Source organism: Phytoactinopolyspora alkaliphila (assembly GCF_010550695.1).
GTDB classification, from domain to species: domain Bacteria; phylum Actinomycetota; class Actinomycetes; order Jiangellales; family Jiangellaceae; genus Phytoactinopolyspora; species Phytoactinopolyspora alkaliphila.
In genome coordinates this window covers 153765-170659 of the sequence record NZ_JAAGOB010000011.1, presented here as the reverse complement: position 1 = coordinate 170659, position 16895 = coordinate 153765, and the positions used below count along the sequence as shown (strand labels likewise).

Here is a 16895-nt window from a genome sequence, read left to right as displayed (position 1 = left end):
GATTTTCTCTGAGATGCTGGTGGGGGACTTGTGAGGGAAAGTTTGTTCGATTATACTCGGACATGTGTTCGATCAGGGTTGTGCGAAGAGCTCCAGGCTGGCGGGAAGATCCCCTGCTGGTCTGGATGAGCTCGAGCGCACTGACCCCGGCCGTGACGCGGGAGGGTATGCCGACGCTCGCTGGGTGGAGCTTGTTGACGCCGAAGTGGTGGCGTTGTGTTCGGCCTTGGCCGCGGTACATGGCCGGTTGCCTGAGTCGCCATCTCGTCCGTTGACGTGGGACGAGCTTGCCGATCTGTCCGGGTACGGCGCTCCGTTGAATGAAGATCAGTGGTCGACCTGTCCGGTGTGGCCCATCGGCGAAGAAACGGCCGCATCGACCACGACGGTGACCGCACCCCTTGCCGAAGCTGGAACGACTGCCGTTAGGTCCACCGGATCGACCACTGAGCCTGCAACGCCTGGACCGGCCGCCGTCTCGACTGTCTCGACCGTCTCGACTGTCTCGACTGTCTCGGCCGGCTCGGCCGGGGAGACTACTGAGTCGTCTGAAGTTCCTACGCCGGGCGCTTGGGACATGGCGCCGGGTGTCGAGCTGGGGGCGGTCCTGGATGGTGCCGACCTGGCCCAGCTCGGTGCATTCGAGCTGGCCGAGGTCGCCGCAGGATGGGAGCGACTGACGGCGTGGGTACAAGCGCGCCAGGCCGAGGCGCTTACCGCACTGACCAAGCGCGAGGAGATGCGGGTCGACGACGATCGGCGCTTCGGGTCATTGTCACCGGAAGCTGTCACCGCGGGCGATATGTGCACGGTATGGCCGTGGACCAAGCCTCAGGCAGAACGGCGTGTCCGAGACTCCGTGAAGCTTGTAGAGCGATTCCCGGCTACGCATCGAACTCTCGCCGAGGGGCGCTTGGATAATCACAGAGCTGGGATCATTCTTGCCGAGCTTGGTACGCAAGACGACGATATCGCTCGCCTGGTTGAGGCGGCGGTCCTTCCGCATGTGCACACGTGGACGTCAGTGAAGTTGCGCCGGGTACTGCGCCGCTTGATCCATGAGCTCGCCCCGGAGTCGGCGAAGAAGAATCGTCGTGCTCGTGAAGAACGTGAGGTGTGGAGCGAGCCGGGGCGGGACGGGATGTCCTGGCTGCATGCCTACCTGCCAGTTGAACAAGTCGCGGCGATCATGGCGACGATCAAGGCCGGCGCTGAGGCCGAGAAGGGGCTCGATTGTGCCCACTCGCACACGTGCCCCAATCAGTACGGTCGATCAGGCGGAGAAGAACCAGGCGGCGAGAGCTGGGCGAGCGAGAGCGGGACGAACGACAGCGGGGCGAGCGAGAGCGGGACGAGCGACAGCGGGGCGAGCGAGAGCGGGACGAGCGACAGCGGGGCGAGTGAGAGCGGGACGAGCGACAGCGGGGCGAGTGAGAGCGGGACGAGCGACAGCGGGGCGAGTGAGAGCGGGACGAGCGACAGCGGGGCGAGTGAGAGCGGGACGAGCGACAGCGGGGCGAGCGACAGCGGAACGAGCGACAGCGGGACGAACGACAGCGGGGCGAGTGAGAGCGGGACGAACGACAGCGGGACGAACGACAGCGGAGCGACCGACGAGCACTCCCACACCGTCGGTCCGGCTCCGTGCGGCGGCTGCGCTAAGCGGACCGCGGCGCAACGGCAGGCGGATGTGCTGGCCGTGCTCGCCTGGACCTCGTTGCGTACCGGCCGGGTCGGCGGTGTGGGCTGCGCCAGCTGTGGTTCCGTCTCCGGAGTTCCGCTTCCGAGCGCGCATGGACGGGCGGTCTCGGTGAACATGACCATGTCGCTGTCAACCTGGCTCAGACTGGACGAGCACCCGGCGCACCTCGAAGGTCATGGCCCGATCGACCCGGAGACCGCGCGTCATCTGGCCGCGGCCGGAGTGTGGCGCTGGATTCTGACCGATCCGGTCGGCGGGCACGCTTTGGACTACGGGCGAACCCGTTACACACCACCCCAAGATCTGGTCGACTTCGTCTTGTTGCGTGATCAGGAATGCGTCATGCCCGGATGCCATCATCCAGCGCGCAGGTGCGAGATCGATCATCGGGTTCCTTATCCGAAGGGAACGACCTCGGCGTGTAACTGCTCGGCATTGTGCAAACCCTGCCATCTGCAAAAGCATCGGGCCGGCTGGAGCGTCGAGCAGGTGGCACCGGGCGTACAGCGCTGGACCAGCCCATCAGGGCACCAGCAGCTCGTGGAGCTGCCACGCCTGTCTCCGCCGTCATCGCCGTTGCCGTCTCCCACCGTTCGATGAACAAGAAAGCACCCCACTCGATGAATGTCGAAAGACGCCATGGGTTGGCATAATCCGTCGATTCCCTGGCGCGAGTTCGAGAAGGCGTTGTCGTGGGGGACCGGCTGGCGCAGCGACGGTGAGAAGCTGCCCCGGGAGGTGAACCCTGCTCCTGAGGCGACGGGCCTGTCGCTTCCTGTCAACGACGGACCGGCGTGGGCTGAACTGCACTGCCATTCGGCCTACAGCTTCCTCGACGGGGCGTCGGAGCCCGAGGCTCTCGTCATCGAGGCGATCTTGCAGGGTGTCGAGACACTCGCCATCACCGACCACGACGGCATGTACGGAGTAGTGCGTTTCGCGGAAGCAGCTCGGGAGGCGTTCGAGCTGTCCGGGAGGAAGCTGCACACCGTGTTCGGTGCCGAGCTCAGCCTGGAGCTGAGGACACGGCAGGCCGGTGTGCCTGATCCGGAGGGACACCATCTGCTCGTCCTCGCCCGGGACCCGGAGGGGTACGGGCGACTTGCCGGCGCCATCACCGACGCGCAGATGAGTGGGGAGAAGGGGCGGCCCGCCTATGACCTGAACCAGCTGGCCGAACGGCACGACGGCCACTGGGCCGTCCTGACCGGATGCCGCAAGGGGCTCGTCCCGGCTGCGCTGGATCGCGACGGCCCGGCGGCGGCCGAGGAGGAGCTGTGCCGGTTGGTTGACCTGTTCGGCGTGGAGAACGTCTTCGTCGAGCTGATCGACCATGATCACCCGCTCGACGACGCTCGCAACGACGCGCTCTTCGCGTTGGCCCGGCAGGTGGGGGTAGGCGTTGTCGCCTCGAACAATGTGCATTACGCGGGCCCTGGCGACGCTGATCTGGCGCAGCTTCTCGCGGCTGTCCGGGCGCGGGACAGCATGGAGGAGATCGCCGGCTGGCTTCCGGCCAACGGTACGGCGCACATCCGCAACGGTGCTGAGATGGAGGAGCGGCTGGCCCGGTTTCCGGGGGTCAGGCAGGCGACGGCGGAGCTGGCCCGGGCGTGTGCCTTCGATATCGCGCTCATCGCTCCGGAGCTCCCGGAGCGTGACGTTCCGGACGGCCACACCGACGCGAGCTTCTTGCGTCAAGAGGTGGAGAAGGGTGCGCGGAAGCGCTACGGGCCGCGCGGCACCGAGGCCACCAGAAAGGCGTACAAGCAGATCGAGCATGAGCTGGAGGTCATCGAGCGGCTCGGCTTTCCCGGATACTTCCTGATCGTCTACGAGATCACGCAGTTCTGCGAGCGGATGGGCATCCTCTGCCAGGGCCGGGGCTCGGCGGCCAACTCCGCTGTCTGCTACGCCCTCGGCATCACCGCCGTGGACCCCATTCAGCATGATCTGCTCTTCGAACGTTTCCTGACCGACGACCGTATCGGGCCGCCGGACATCGATATCGACATCGAGAACGCCCGCCGCGAAGAGGTCATCCAGTACGTCTACGAGCGCTATGGACGGCACCGCGCGGCGCAGGTGGCCAACGTGAACACCTACCGGCTACGGATGGCGCTGCGGGACGTGGCCCGGGCGCTCGGGTACAGCCCTGGTCAGGTGGACGGCTGGTCACGCCATGTCGGCTATCACGAACCGATCGCGGACGACGTCGGAATCCCCGAGGACGTCGTCAGGCTGGTCTACCGGATGCTGCGGCTGCCGCGGCACCTGTCGATTCACTCAGGTGGCATGGTGCTGTGCGATCGCCCGGTGGGTGAGGTGTGCCCGGTCGAGTGGGCCACCATGCCGGGGCGCAGCGTGCTGCAGTGGGACAAAGACGACTGCGCGGCCGCGGGGCTGGTCAAGTTCGATCTGCTCGGCCTCGGCATGTTGTCCGCGTTGCGGGAGTCGTTCGACCTTCTGCGGGAGCACCATCAGCTCGACCACACCCTGCGAGACCTCCCGGCCGAGGACCCGGCCGTGTACGACATGCTGTGTGACGCCGACACGATCGGTGTCTTCCAGGTGGAGTCCCGAGCCCAGATGGCGACGCTGCCCCGGCTGAAGCCGCGCACGTTCTACCACTTGGTCATCGAGGTGGCCTTGATCCGGCCGGGACCGATTCAAGGTGGGTCGGTCCACCCCTACATCCGGCGTAAGAATGGCCAAGAGGAGGTCACCTATCCGCACAAGAGCATGAAGCCCGCGCTCGAGCGGACCAAGGGCGTGCCGCTGTTCCAGGAGCAGATGATGCAGCTGGCCATCGACTGCGCCGACTTTCAGCCGAAGGAAGCCGATCAGCTACGTCAGGCGATGAGCTCGAAACGGTCGCCGGAACGGATCGAGCGGCTGCGTGCACGCCTGCTCGAAGGGATGGCGAAGAACGGCATCCCGGCCGACGTCGCCAACGACATCTACGGCAAGCTGTTCGGCTTCGCCAGCTACGGGTTCCCCGAGTCCCACGCGTACAGCTTCGCCTATCTCGTCTACGCCAGCTCCTGGCTGAAGCGTTATTACCCCGCGGTGTTCACCACGGCACTGCTCAACAACCAGCCGATGGGTTTCTACTCGTCGCAAACCCTGGTGGAGGACGCCCGGCGGCACGGGGTGACCGTCCGGGGCGTCGACGTCAACGCCAGCGATGTCAAGGCGACTCTGGAAGAGCATCTCCCGGTGGAGTCCGATCATCCGCACGCTCCGGAGAGCCCGCAGCCCGCGATTCGCCTGGGATTGTCCACGGTTCGTGGACTCGGGACGGACGTCGCTCAGCGGATCGCCGACGCGAGACCATTCGACGACATCGCGGACCTGGTGCGTCGTTGCACGGTGCCGTTGGCGGTCCTCGAATCGCTCGCCACGGCGGGCGCGTTCGGCTGCTTCGGCCTTGACCGCAGAGAGGCGCTCTGGGCGGTCGGCGCGCTGGTCCACGATCGCTCGGATCAGTTGCCGGGGACGACGCCGGGCTCGGCGCCGCCGGCACTGCCCAAGATGACCGCCGTAGAACAGACCTTCGCGGATCTGTGGGCCACAGGCGTGTCTCCCGACAGCCACCCGGTCCAGCATGTGCGTGAGCTGCTGGACACATGGGGAGCCGTCCGCGCCGGCGACCTGCGCCACCTCGGCGACGGGCGACGGCTCATGGTCGGCGGTTTGATCACCCATCGGCAGCGGCCGCCGACCGCCGGCGGGGTGGTGTTCATGAATGTCGAGGACGAAAGTGGCATGGTCAACGTGATCTGTCCGCCGGGGGTGTGGCAGCGGCAGCGCAAGATAGCCCTGGAGTCGACCGCGGTCCTCGTCGACGGCAAGCTCGAACGTTCCGACGGCGCGATCAACCTGCTCGCCATCCGGCTGGCACCGTTGAAGGTCACGGGGAGTACCGGCAGCCGTGACTTCCGGTAGCGTCGTCTCTCGTGCGTCTCGTCATCGCGAAATGTCAGGTGGACTACGCCGGTCGGCTCACCGCCCATCTGCCGCTGGCCACCAGGTTGATCATGGTCAAGGCCGACGGCAGCGTATTGGTGCACTCCGACGGCGGCTCGTACAAGCCGCTGAACTGGATGAGCCCGCCCTGCACCCTGGTGGTGGCTGAGCCGGACGAGGAAGCCGCCGAGGCCGGCGTCACAGCCGTGTGGACGGTGCAGAACAGCAAGAGCGACGATCGCCTCGTCGTCAGCATCCACGAGGTACTGCACGACGCCGACCACGACCTGGGTGTGGATCCCGGCCTGGTCAAGGACGGCGTCGAAGCGCACCTGCAGAAGCTGCTGGCGGAGCAGGTGGAGACCTTCGGTGTGGGCTGGCGGCTGGTACGCCGCGAGTACCCCACACCCATCGGCCCCGTCGACCTGCTGTGCCGGGACGACGCCGGTGTCGCCGTCGCGGTCGAGGTGAAGCGTCGCGGAGAGATCGACGGTGTCGAGCAGCTGACCCGATACGTGGAGCTGCTCAACCGGGATCCGCATCTCAGCCCAGTCCGCGGAGTGTTCGCCGCACAAGAGATCAAGCCGCAGGCACGGACACTGGCCACGGACCGGGGCATCACGTGTGTGACGGTGGATTACGACGCCTTGCGCGGGGTCGACGACCCCAGCACCCGCCTGTTCTGAGTGATCCGTGCCAGGCTGGCGACATGGTTGAACGCATCGTCGTCATCGGCGCCGACGCCGCCGGCATGAGCGCCGCGTCGCAGGCATTGCGGACCGCCGCGGGACGCGGACGAGAACTGGAGATCGTGGCGGTGGACCGGGGGCGCTGGACGTCGTACTCGGCCTGCGGCATTCCCTATTGGGTGGCGGGCGACGTCGACGGTCCCGACGCGTTGATCGCGCGGACGGCGGAGGAGCATCGGGCGAACGGCATCGACGTGCGGTTGGGCACGGTCGCGGAGTCGGTCGACCTCGCTGCCGGCACCGTGGAGGTCGCCGGGATCGACGACGACCGCCGGGAGCGGCTCGGGTTCGATCAGCTGGTCCTGGCCATCGGCGCCGTCCCGGTCCGACCGGACCTTCCGGGCATCGAGGCCCGGGGGATCTTCGGTGTGCAGACCCTGGACGACGGCGCCGCGGTGATCGATTACCTGGGGATCAGGAAACCGCGCACCGCGGTGGTGGTGGGCGCCGGGTACATCGGGCTGGAGATGGCGGAGGCCCTGGTGCGCCGCGGTATGCACGTCACCGTGGTGGAGCAGGAGCCGGAGCCGATGACCACGCTCGATCCGGATCTCGGTAAGAGCGTGCGGATGGCCATGATCGGCATGGGGATCGACGTCCGGACCGAGACGGGGGTCGAGGCGTTCGAGGCCGGCGGCGACGGCCACGTCCGCCGACTCGTCACGGAATCCGGTGAGGTCGACGCGGACGTCGTCGTTCTCGGCATCGGCGTGCGCCCGGCGTCGGAACTGGCGAGTGCTGCCGGCCTCCCGCTGGGTGCCGGCGGGGGGATCCGGGTTGACGACCGGCTTCGGGTGCGGGGCACGGAGAACGTGTGGGCAGCCGGTGACTGCGTGGAGACGTTCGACCGGGTGCGAGGCGCCTATGTGCACGTTCCGCTGGGCACACACGCGAACAAGCAGGGCCGCGTCCTGGGAACCAATCTCGGCGGCGGCGATGCGACCTTCCCCGGAATCGTCGGCACGGCGGTCAGCAAGATCTGCGACCTGGAGATCGCCCGGACCGGTCTCCGGGAGGTGGACGCGGATGCGGCGGGCCTGGAGTACGTGGCCGTGACGATCGAGTCGACCACGCGATCCGGCTACTACCCCGGTGCGGAGCCGTTGACTGTGAAAGTGCTCGCCGAACGGCCGGGAGGACGGCTGCTGGGGGCGCAGATCGTCGGCAAGGAGGACGCGGCCAAACGGATCGACGTCCTGGCGATGGCGCTGTGGAACGAGATGACCGTCATGGACGTGGCGATGACGGACCTGTCCTACGCGCCGCCGTTCTCTCCTGTGTGGGATCCGGTTCAGATCGCCGCGCGCAAGGCGGCGGACAAGCTCACTTAGCGCGGATCTCGTCGACGACGTCGCAGGTGCTGGCCACCGGGTCGACGCGCTGAATGTGCTCGGCTACCTGCTGGAGAAGCGCGCGCAGCGTCGCTTTGCCGTCCTCGTCCAGTGGCGACAGCAGGTGTTCCTCTGCTCCGGCGAGGTGGCGTTCCAAACTGGCGAGGACATTCTCACCCTTGCGGGTGGCGACGATCCTGCGTGCGCGCCGGTCCGCCGGGTCGGCCTGTCGTTCCACCAATCCTGCTTGGCAGAGATCGTCCAGCAAATAGGTCATGACCGTCCGGTCGATGCCAAGGCGGTTGGCCAGGGCCAGTTGCGTGGGCGGAGTGGCTCGGGTGACGGCCGCCAGGATCTGGTAGCCACGCGGGCCGCCGGGAAGGCGGTCGAGGGCAGCGTCGAACGTCTTGACGTAGGTCCTGAAGACCCGGCCGAGAGCCCAGCCGAGGTCTCTCTCCAGGCCCGTTCTCTCGTCATGATCCGGCGCTGTGACCATGTCCCCAGTGTAGGGCGCCCGGGAATTCCGCGTGGGCAGGGAGATGTTCGGGTACGTATATAATCTGCATAGCAGACGATTGGATGATTTCATGCCCGACTACGGCCACGACCTCCTTTTCGGAACGTTCCTTACGCCCACGGCTGCCGACCCACAGCGTGTCCTTGCCTTGGCCCAGCTCACCGAGGACGTGGGGCTCGACCTGGTCACCATTCAGGATCACCCGTACCAGCCTGCGTTCCTGGACACCTGGACGCTGCTGTCCGTCATTGCGGCACGGACCAGCAGGATTCACGTAGCACCCAACGTCGCCAATCTCCCATTGCGGCCACCCGCGGTTCTCGCCCGCAGCGCCGCGAGTCTCGACGCTCTGAGCGGCGGCCGGTTCGAATTGGGTTTGGGTGCCGGCGCGTTCGGGGAAGCGGCGGTCGCCATGGGGGCGCCGAAACGCACCCCGGGTGAGAGTGTGGCGGCCCTGGAGGAAGCGATTGAGATCATCCGGTCCATCTGGCGGCACGACGGCGGGCCGGTGCGTATCGACGGGAAGCACTACCGGGTGTGGGGCGCCAAGCCCGGGCCCGTGACGCCGCACGAGATCGGCATCTGGCTCGGCGCCTACAAGCCGCGGATGCTGCGCGTCACCGGAGCGCTCGCCGACGGGTGGCTGCCCAGTTCGTTCTACGCGGGACCAGAGCAGCTGGCCGGAATGAACAAGATCGTCGACGACGCGGCCGCGGAAGCCGGTCGTGACCCAGCGCTCGTCCGTCGCCTTTACAACATCGGCGGCTCGTTCTCCGGAACGGGTGCGGAGTTCTTGACGGGGCCTGCGGCCGTGTGGGCGGAACAGCTGGCCGAGCTGACCGTCATCGAGGGTATGAGCGCCTACATCCTCGCCAGTGATGACCCGGACACGATCCGCCGGTTCGCCGCCGAGGTGGTTCCAGCTGTTCGCGAGCTGGTGGATCAGGAACGGGCGGGCGGTGATGGAGCCTGGTCGATGCCGGAAGCACCCGGGACCGCATTCGGTGTGACGCCTACGCCGGACGATGGCGACCGCTTGAGCGCGGAACGGGTCTGGAACGAGGATGACCGGCCGGCGGGCCCGGCGCCCGAGGCCGGACGCGTGTACACGGCGCACGAGCAGGCGAGCGGGCGTCATCTGATCGATGTCCATGACCATCTCCGGGCCGAGCTCACCGAGCTCAGGGGGCTCATCGAGCAGGTGGCGGCGGGATCGCTCGAGGCCGGTGCGGCGCGCTCGCACATCAACACGATGACGATGCGCCAGAACAACTGGACGCTGGGCACGTACTGCGAGTCGTACTGCCGGGTGGTCACCACTCACCACACCCTCGAGGACCGGACACTCTTTCCGCACCTGCGCCGAGCGGACTCGAGACTCGTGCCGGTGATCGACCGGCTCGAAGCCGAACACGTGGCCATTCACGGGGTGCTCGAGCGGGTCGACCAGGCCCTGGTCGCGCTAGTGGCAGGCACGGCAGGGATTGTTGAACTGCGCAAAGCCGTGGATCTGCTCACGGACGCGTTGCTCTCCCACCTCTCCTACGAGGAGCGAGAGCTCGTCGAACCCCTTGCCCGGCTCGGATCTCACTGACCCGAGGCCCTAGGCTGTCCTCTATGAGTGCGCACTTCGATGTCGTCGTCCTGGGTGCGGGGCCCGGCGGGTACGTCGCCGCCATCCGCGCCGCACAGCTTGGCAAGTCCGTGGCTGTGGTGGAGTCCAAGTACTGGGGCGGGGTCTGCCTCAACGTGGGATGCATCCCGAGCAAGGCGTTGCTGCGCAACGCCGAACTCGCTCACCTGGTGAAGAACGACGCCGCCACGTTCGGCATCAGCTTCGACGGTGAGGTGAAGGTCGACTTCACCAAGGCCTATGAGCGCAGCCGAGAGGTGGCCGAGGGCCGCGTCAAGGGCGTGCACTTCCTGATGAAGAAGAACAAGATCACCGAGTTCGACGGCTGGGGGACCTTCACCGACGCCAACACTCTCGACGTCTCCCTCAACGGCGGCGGCAACGAGACCGTCACCTTCGAGCACTGCATCATTGCTGCGGGCGCCACCACCAAGCTGCTGCCCGGCACTGAGCTCAGTGAGCGTGTGGTCACCTACGAAGAGCAGATCATGCAGAGCGAGCTGCCCGGCAGTGTCATCATCGCCGGTGCGGGCGCCATCGGCGTCGAGTTCGGCTACGTGATGGCCAACTACGGCGTCGACGTCACCATCGTCGAGTTCCTCGACCGGATGGTGCCGCTTGAGGACGCGGACGTCTCCAAGGAACTGGCCCGCCAGTTCAAGAAGCTCGGCGTCACGGTGCGCACGTCCACGCGGGTGGACTCGATCGACGACTCGGGCGACAAGGTCAAGGTCACTGTCACCAGCGGTGACAAGCAGGAAGTGCTCGAGGCCGACAAGGTCCTGCAGGCTATCGGGTTCGCACCGCGGGTCGAGGGCTACGGCCTGGACAAGACCGGCGTGAAGCTCACCGAGCGGGGCGCCATCGAGATCGACGACTACATGCAGACCTCGGTTCCGCACATCTACGCCATCGGCGACGCCACCGGCAAGCTGCTCCTGGCGCACACGGCCGAGGCGCAGGGCGTCGTCGCCGCCGAGTCCATCGCCGGGGCGGAGACCATGCCGATCGACTACGTCATGGTGCCGCGGGCCACCTACTGCCAGCCGCAGATCGCCAGCTTCGGCTACACCGAGGAGCAGGCGAAGGAGAAGGGCTACGACGTCAAGGTGGCGAAATTCCCGTTCATGGCCAACGGCAAGGCGCACGGCCTGGGAGAGACGGCCGGGTTCGTCAAGGTCATCGCCGACGCCAAGTACAACGAGCTGCTCGGCGCGCACATGATCGGCCCGGACGTCACCGAGCTGCTTCCGGAGCTGACGCTGGCGCAGAAGTGGGATCTCACCGCAGACGAGGTCGCCCGCAACATCCACGCGCATCCGACCCTGTCCGAGTCGATCCAGGAAGCCATCCACGGCCTCGCCGGCCACATGATCAACATGTGAGTGTAAAGCTCTGACCTACCGTCAGTCAGGTCTGGCGCGGAGTCAGCACGGCTACCGGGATTGTCCGGGCGGCCTTCTCCTCATACTTCGAGAAGAACGGCGCCCGGTTAAGCACCACGTCCTGCCACAGCAAGTCGCGGCCGGTGGTGTCGGGCACCAGCACGTCGGCGTCGTACGACTCGTGGCCGATCTCGATCCGGACCCGATCGGTGGCACGGACGTTGCGGAACCACTGCGGCTCGGCATTCGCGCCGCCAGCAGACCCGGTCACGATGTATCCGCCGTTGTGCTCGATGTACGCCACCGGGACGGTGTGGGGTGAACCTGTTCGGCGACCCGGCGCGGTGATGAGCAGGACGGGAATGCCCTTCGCCGTGCCGCCGATCCTGCCGCCTGAGCGGCGGTAGAGCGCGACGGCGAGGCGGTTGAGACCTCGGAACAGCTGCCGGAGCAGGGGACGAGGGCGTGGCGTGCCGCGGACGCCCGCGATGTACCTGGCGTACTTGCGGCGGCCGGCGAGTCGCCACATCACCTTGATCGGGATTGGCAATCCGCCGGTGAACCATGCGGCCTCCTCGGCGGTCGCCACGTCCTCGAGGGTGCCGGTGGCGATCAGCTTCTCGGGATTTGTGAACTTCTCGAACGTCTCCTGGCCGAATCTCTCCCACTCCGCAGCGGTGACGTGGGTCCGGATCAGCGGTACAACGTGCGCCTCCTCGTCGTCGAGGTGCTCGACCAGGGCAAGGGTGAATTCGTCGATCGCCGCCGCGAGTGGTTCCCCGTGAGTCGCCGACGGTCGCCAGGCATCCAGTAGTGCGCGGACCCGGGCGGATCGGTCGTCGACGACCGCATGCTGCGCCTCCATCCGGTCGATCAGCTCCGCCTGCGGTGCGGCGCGCTCGAGTAGCAGTGGCCAGATGTTCGTGTCCTCGCCCGTATGGTGGTGATGGATCCCGCGGAGCAGGAAGTCCAGGTGCGCCGCGATCGGCTCGGAGCGCGCGGTTGCGCCCGGCGGTGTGCCCCTCACCAGCTCCGCGACCATCGGGAAGCCTTGCCGGAACACCCTGTGGACGACCGCCATCTCCTCGGTGCGGGCGGGTTGGTGCGCGGTGGTGGCACTCATCGGACGCTCCGGTCCATCGTCACTTCGACGATCGAAGGTATTAAAGTATGCCTGATAATCAGGTATACATGAGGAAGTGGTCATGCCGCAAGACCCACCGGAACAGGCCGACAACACGATCGCCATGCTCGGGCGCGCCTACAGCCTGCTGGGTTTCCAGATAGTCGACGGTGTCGTTGGTGCGGGCTACCCGCAGAAGCCATCCCACTCGGCGGTGTTCTCCCAGATCCGCCGCGAAGGAAGCCGCCTCACCGCCCTGGCCCGAGGCGCGAACATGTCACCTCAGGCGATGGGCGAGCTGGTCGACGAACTGGAGGAGCTGGGCTACGTCGAGCGGAAACCGGATCCGACCGATCGGCGGGCGAAGCTGATCGCCCTGACGCCGCTGGGGGAGCAGTGCATCGCGGCGGGTATCGCCACTATCCAGGGCATTGAACGCCGGCTCGATGAGATCCTTGGCGTGCGCGGGCATGCCTCGCTCAGGCGGCTTCTTGCCCGGCTGCTCGCGGCCGGTTGATTCGAGGATTTTGGTGCTGTCACCTTGGCATTTGTTGTCAGCGGCAGAGTTTGACCACCGCCTCGACGATGCGGTCTACCGACGGAAGGGTTGCGTCCTCAAGCGCGTCCGCGCTGGGCAGCGGAATGTGAGGCGTGGTGACGCGGACCATCGGGCCGCGAAGGGCGTCGAAGCACTCCTCGCCCACGATCGACACGATCTCTGCTCCCCAGCCGCACAGGCGGGGGTTCTCCTCGACTGTGACGATCCGTCCGGTACGCGCCACGGACTGCAGCAGCGTGGCCGTGTCCAGTGGCACGAGTGACCTGAGGTCGATGACCTCGGCCGATATGCCGTGTTCATCGTGCAGGACGCTCGCCGCGGCAACCGCTCGGGGAACCATGGCCGCCAGCGCGACGACGGTCACGTCGGTCCCCGCCCGCACCGTCCGTGCGGTGCCGAGCTGGTCGACGATCTCGCCGTCCGGGACTTCGCCCTTGACCGGATAGAGCGACTTCTGCTCGAAGAACATCACCGGGTCGTCGCTTCGCACGGCTGCCGCGAACAGTCCGATCAGGTCGTGCGGGGTGGATGGCGCGACCACCTTCAGGCCGGGGATCATCATCGCCCAGTTCTCGACCGACTGCGAGTGCTGGGCGCCGAAGCGTAGCCCGCCGCCGTTCGCGGTGCGAACCACCAGCGGCACACGGACCTGGCCGGCGGTCATGTAGCGCATCTTGGCGATCTCCACCGCCACCAGGTCCCAGCAGGTGGCGAGGAAGTCGGAGAACATGATCTCGGCGATCGGGCGCATGCCGGTCATCGCCGCACCCATGGCCGCGCCGAGGATCGCCTCTTCGGAGATGGGGGTGTCCCGTACCCGTTGGTCGCCGAACTCGTCCAGCAGTCCTTTGGTCGTCTTGAACACGCCGCCGGCAGCCGCGACGTCCTCGCCCAGGAAGACGACGGACTCGTCGTGGCGCATCTCCTGCGCGATCGCCCGAGACACGGCCTGCCGGTAAGTGATCAGTTCCGCCACGATGAGCCTCCGTCCGCCCAGACATCGGTGAATGCTTCCTCAGGGGCCGGGAACGGCGCCTGCCGCGCCGCCTCGGTAGCCGCGTCGACGTCGGCGTCAGCCTCCATCTCGATCGCCGCCAGTTCGTCCTCCGCGACTCCGTCGCCCAGCAAACGCCGGCGGTACGACGGCACCGGATCGCGAGCCAGCCACGCGTCGATCTCCTCCTGTGGCCGATAGGTGCCCGGATCCGCCCGTGAATGCCCGCCGTGCCGGTACGTGAGCGCCTCGACCAGACTCGGGCCGCCCCCGTCCCGCGCCCGCTGGATGACCCGGGCCGCCTGTTCGTGGACGGCTTCCGGATCGTTCCCGTCCACGACGATGGGCGCGAGGCCGTAGGCCGAGGCGCGGTCCGCCGCCGGCCGCTCGACGGCGGTCACGTCGGCGATCGCGGTGTACTCCATGTACAGGTTGTTCTCGCAGACGAACACCACGGGCAGTTCCCACACGGCGGCCAGATTGAGCGCTTCATGGAAGGCGCCGATGTTGGTGGTGCCGTCGCCGAAGAAGCAGACGGTGACCTGATCGCTACCGCGCAACTGCGCCGACCACGCGGCGCCGGCCGCGATGGGGAGGTGCGCTCCAATGATCGCGTAGGAGCCCATGACGCCGTGCTCCACGCTGGTCAGATGCATCGAGCCGCCCTTGCCGCCACACACGCCGGTGGACCGGCCCAGCAATTCGCCCATCACCCGTGGCATCGGCGTGCCCCGGACGAGTGTGTGCGCATGGCCCCGGTACGTGCAGAAGGTCAGGTCGTCGTCCCTCATGGCGGCGCCGAAACCCGCGGCGATCGCCTCCATGCCGATGGACAGGTGTGACGTGCCCTTGACCAGGCCGTCCATGAACAGCTTGTAGGCCCGCTCCTCGAAGCGCCGTACTCGGACGATGTCACGGTACATGCGCAGCCTGGTCTGGCGCGGGATGGCCGCGACGGTCGTCGTCTCCGTCATGGTGAATCCTCCTCGGTTCTCAATGCGATGACGTGCTCCGGCTCCCGTCGTCGTCGCGGGACCTCGATGGCCTCGGCGACGAAGCCCAGGCGAGCCTGCGTATCGAAGTACGCGAAGCCGCCGGTGCCGTCCGCGCCGGTGCCGGTGCCGGATTGCAGAAGCCGGAAGCCGGCCTCTTCCATGGCCATGATCGCCGTCGCCACCGACGGCACGTGGAATCCCAGGTGCTGCACGCCTGGACCGTGCTGGTCGAGCCATTCGTGGTACAGGCTCGGCCCGTCGACGGGCTCCACCAGCTCGACTTGCGGTCCACGGCCCAGCAGCGCGATCCGCATGCTGTACGCCGCGGCCGCGCCACGGTACGTCTGGGCCGACAACGTAGCGGGTCCGTACGTCCACACACGCCAGACCGCGGCCGCGGGGTCGTGTCCCGCGCTCCAGCGTTCGGCAGCTTCCTCGAGGTCACGGACCACAATGCCGACCTGGCCGACACTGCCCGCGCTCATCCGGATCAGCGGGACGTCGACGCCGGCACTCATGCGACCGATCCTTGACCCGCGGCCAGAAGGCGATGGCAGCTGGCGTCGAAGGCGGCGATGACGGCCTCGGCCTCCGCCTGGCCGTGCGCTGCGCTGAGGAGCAACAGGCCGCGCGGAGCGGCGAGAACGCCATGGTGGAGCATTCCTTCGCACAGCCGCGCCACCATCTCGGCGTCGGACAGGAAGGCGTCCGCGTAACAGCGGACGGGCTCACGTGGACTCCACAGGAGTTGCAGGACGGACCCGGCGCGCTGGACCACGAGGGGGATGCCTCGACGGGCCGCTACCTCCCGGAGACCCTGGGCGACGACGTCTCCGACCGCCTCAAGCTGGCGGTACAGGCCGCTGGAGCGTTCCTCCAGCACCTCGAGCATGGCGATACCGGCCGCGACGGACACCGGATTGCCACTGTACGTTCCAGCGGGCTTGACCGGCCCGTGCACGATCGACGCCATGGCGGCTGCCGTGCCGCCCACCGCCGCGATCGGCTGCCCGGCGCCCAGAGCCTTCGCGTAGACCACCAGGTCCGGCTCGACGCCCAGGATCTCGGCGGCGCCGCCGTGGGCCAGCCGGAATCCGGACAGCACCTCGTCGAACAGGAGCAATGCTCCGGACCGGTCGCACAGGCGGCGCACCGTCTCCAGGAAGCCCGGATCCGGGGGGATGACGCCGAAGTTCAGCGCCAGGGGTTCCATGATCACGGCCGCGAGCTCGGCGGCGTGCCGGCTGAACGCTTCGGTGATCGCATCGGTGTCGTTCCAGGGCACCACGACGACGTCATCGGACGCCGCGAGTCCGGCGACCGCGTGCCGGGCCCCGAAGGCCGGGTGGGAGACCGGGGCCATGGCTCCCGGCACGTTCACGAAGACGGGATCGAGCCAGCCGTGATAGTGCCCGTCGAACTTGAGGATCTTCGTCCGGGCTGTGGTAGCTCGCGCGATGCGAACCGCCGCGGCCACCGCCTCGCTGCCGGTGCTCGCGAAGGTCACCTTCTCCACGAATGGAATGTGGTCCACGAGCATCTGCGCCAGCCGGCCTTCGCCTTCGTGTTCCGCGGCGATGGAGACGCCTCGGCGCAGCTGAGCGATGACCGCCTCGGTGATCCGCGGGTCGTTGTGCCCGAGCAGAATGGGCCCGAGGCCGAGCACGCAGTCGATGAGCCGGTTGCCGTCGAGATCCTCCAGATGCGCGCCGCTGGCGGCGCGGATCGCTACCGGCATCCGCCGCCAGCGGGCCGCGGACGACACGCCGCGAGCCAGATATCGCTCCGCCTCCTGATGGTGGGAGCGCGAACGATCGAACGTCAGGTTCGTGGCACTGACGGCGGTAGGTCTTGCCTCTCTCGGCACGCTCACGGACTACCTCGCTTCTCCCGATACCGGCCGCTCAAGCTCCATTAAGCGTTCCTGAATTCAACCTA

At 67.3% G+C, this 16895-nt stretch carries 13 protein-coding genes and 1 pseudogene; 8 read left to right on the top strand and 6 right to left on the bottom strand.

What is annotated here, in order from left to right; all coding sequences use genetic code 11:
• Positions 1-577 precede the first annotated feature (577 nt).
• The 5 genes and pseudogenes from G1H11_RS27495 to G1H11_RS19345 all read left to right on the top strand — a co-directional run.
• Positions 578-1201: pseudogene (locus G1H11_RS27495) on the top strand (DUF222 domain-containing protein); the annotation flags it as partial.
• A 498-nt stretch (positions 1202-1699) separates the two neighbouring features.
• Positions 1700-2302 (top strand): HNH endonuclease signature motif containing protein, encoded by a 603-nt coding sequence (locus G1H11_RS27490; protein ID WP_425501259.1) that lies wholly within the window; start codon positions 1700-1702, stop codon positions 2300-2302.
• Positions 2303-2341: 39 nt separating this feature from the next.
• Positions 2342-5650 carry an error-prone DNA polymerase gene (locus G1H11_RS19355; protein WP_163820271.1) on the top strand — a complete coding sequence of 1103 codons (3309 nt, stop codon included), beginning with the start codon at positions 2342-2344 and terminating at the stop codon, positions 5648-5650.
• Positions 5651-5661: 11 nt separating this feature from the next.
• Entirely contained in the window at positions 5662-6357 is a 696-nt protein-coding gene (nucS, locus tag G1H11_RS19350; protein ID WP_163820234.1) for an endonuclease NucS, read from the top strand.
• 23 nt (positions 6358-6380) lie between these two features.
• A complete protein-coding gene (locus tag G1H11_RS19345) occupies positions 6381-7751 on the top strand; it encodes an FAD-dependent oxidoreductase (RefSeq protein WP_163820233.1) in 1371 nt (456 codons plus the stop codon).
• Here the strand turns inward: G1H11_RS19345 and G1H11_RS19340 are convergent.
• Entirely contained in the window at positions 7744-8247 is a 504-nt protein-coding gene (locus G1H11_RS19340) for a MarR family winged helix-turn-helix transcriptional regulator (protein ID WP_163820232.1), read from the bottom strand. The genes G1H11_RS19345 and G1H11_RS19340 overlap by 8 nt on opposite strands.
• Positions 8248-8338: 91 nt before the next feature.
• Here G1H11_RS19340 and G1H11_RS19335 point away from each other — a divergent pair, with 91 nt between their 5' ends.
• Both G1H11_RS19335 and lpdA read left to right on the top strand, forming a co-directional pair.
• A complete protein-coding gene (locus G1H11_RS19335) occupies positions 8339-9862 on the top strand; it encodes an LLM class flavin-dependent oxidoreductase (RefSeq protein ID WP_163820231.1) in 1524 nt (507 codons plus the stop codon).
• Positions 9863-9885: 23 nt separating this feature from the next.
• Complete coding sequence (gene lpdA, locus G1H11_RS19330; protein ID WP_163820230.1) at positions 9886-11286, top strand: dihydrolipoyl dehydrogenase; 1401 nt, start codon at positions 9886-9888, stop codon at positions 11284-11286.
• 25 nt (positions 11287-11311) lie between these two features.
• Here the strand turns inward: lpdA and G1H11_RS19325 are convergent, their stop codons facing one another.
• Positions 11312-12409 (bottom strand): nitroreductase/quinone reductase family protein, encoded by a 1098-nt coding sequence (locus tag G1H11_RS19325; RefSeq protein WP_163820229.1) that lies wholly within the window; start codon positions 12407-12409, stop codon positions 11312-11314.
• Between the two features lie 82 nt (positions 12410-12491).
• Here G1H11_RS19325 and G1H11_RS19320 point away from each other — a divergent pair, with 82 nt between their 5' ends.
• On the top strand, positions 12492-12926 hold the full coding sequence (locus G1H11_RS19320) for a MarR family winged helix-turn-helix transcriptional regulator (RefSeq protein WP_163820228.1): 435 nt from the start codon (positions 12492-12494) through the stop codon (positions 12924-12926).
• A gap of 37 nt (positions 12927-12963) precedes the next feature.
• Here the strand turns inward: G1H11_RS19320 and G1H11_RS19315 are convergent, their stop codons facing one another.
• Genes G1H11_RS19315 through G1H11_RS19300 form a run of 4 tightly spaced genes read right to left on the bottom strand, consistent with a single transcriptional unit; the run spans position 12964 to position 16830 of the window.
• Positions 12964-13944: a pyruvate dehydrogenase complex E1 component subunit beta gene (locus tag G1H11_RS19315; RefSeq protein ID WP_163820227.1), complete on the bottom strand. Its 981-nt coding sequence runs from the start codon at positions 13942-13944 to the stop codon at positions 12964-12966.
• Positions 13932-14936 (bottom strand): thiamine pyrophosphate-dependent dehydrogenase E1 component subunit alpha, encoded by a 1005-nt coding sequence (locus tag G1H11_RS19310; protein WP_163820226.1) that lies wholly within the window; start codon positions 14934-14936, stop codon positions 13932-13934. Before G1H11_RS19310 ends, G1H11_RS19315 begins: the two co-directional genes overlap by 13 nt.
• Complete coding sequence (locus G1H11_RS19305) at positions 14933-15475, bottom strand: VOC family protein (RefSeq protein ID WP_216843933.1); 543 nt, start codon at positions 15473-15475, stop codon at positions 14933-14935. Before G1H11_RS19305 ends, G1H11_RS19310 begins: the two co-directional genes overlap by 4 nt.
• Positions 15472-16830: an aminotransferase class III-fold pyridoxal phosphate-dependent enzyme gene (locus tag G1H11_RS19300; protein ID WP_163820225.1), complete on the bottom strand. Its 1359-nt coding sequence runs from the start codon at positions 16828-16830 to the stop codon at positions 15472-15474. Before G1H11_RS19300 ends, G1H11_RS19305 begins: the two co-directional genes overlap by 4 nt.
• Positions 16831-16895: the final 65 nt, after the last annotated feature.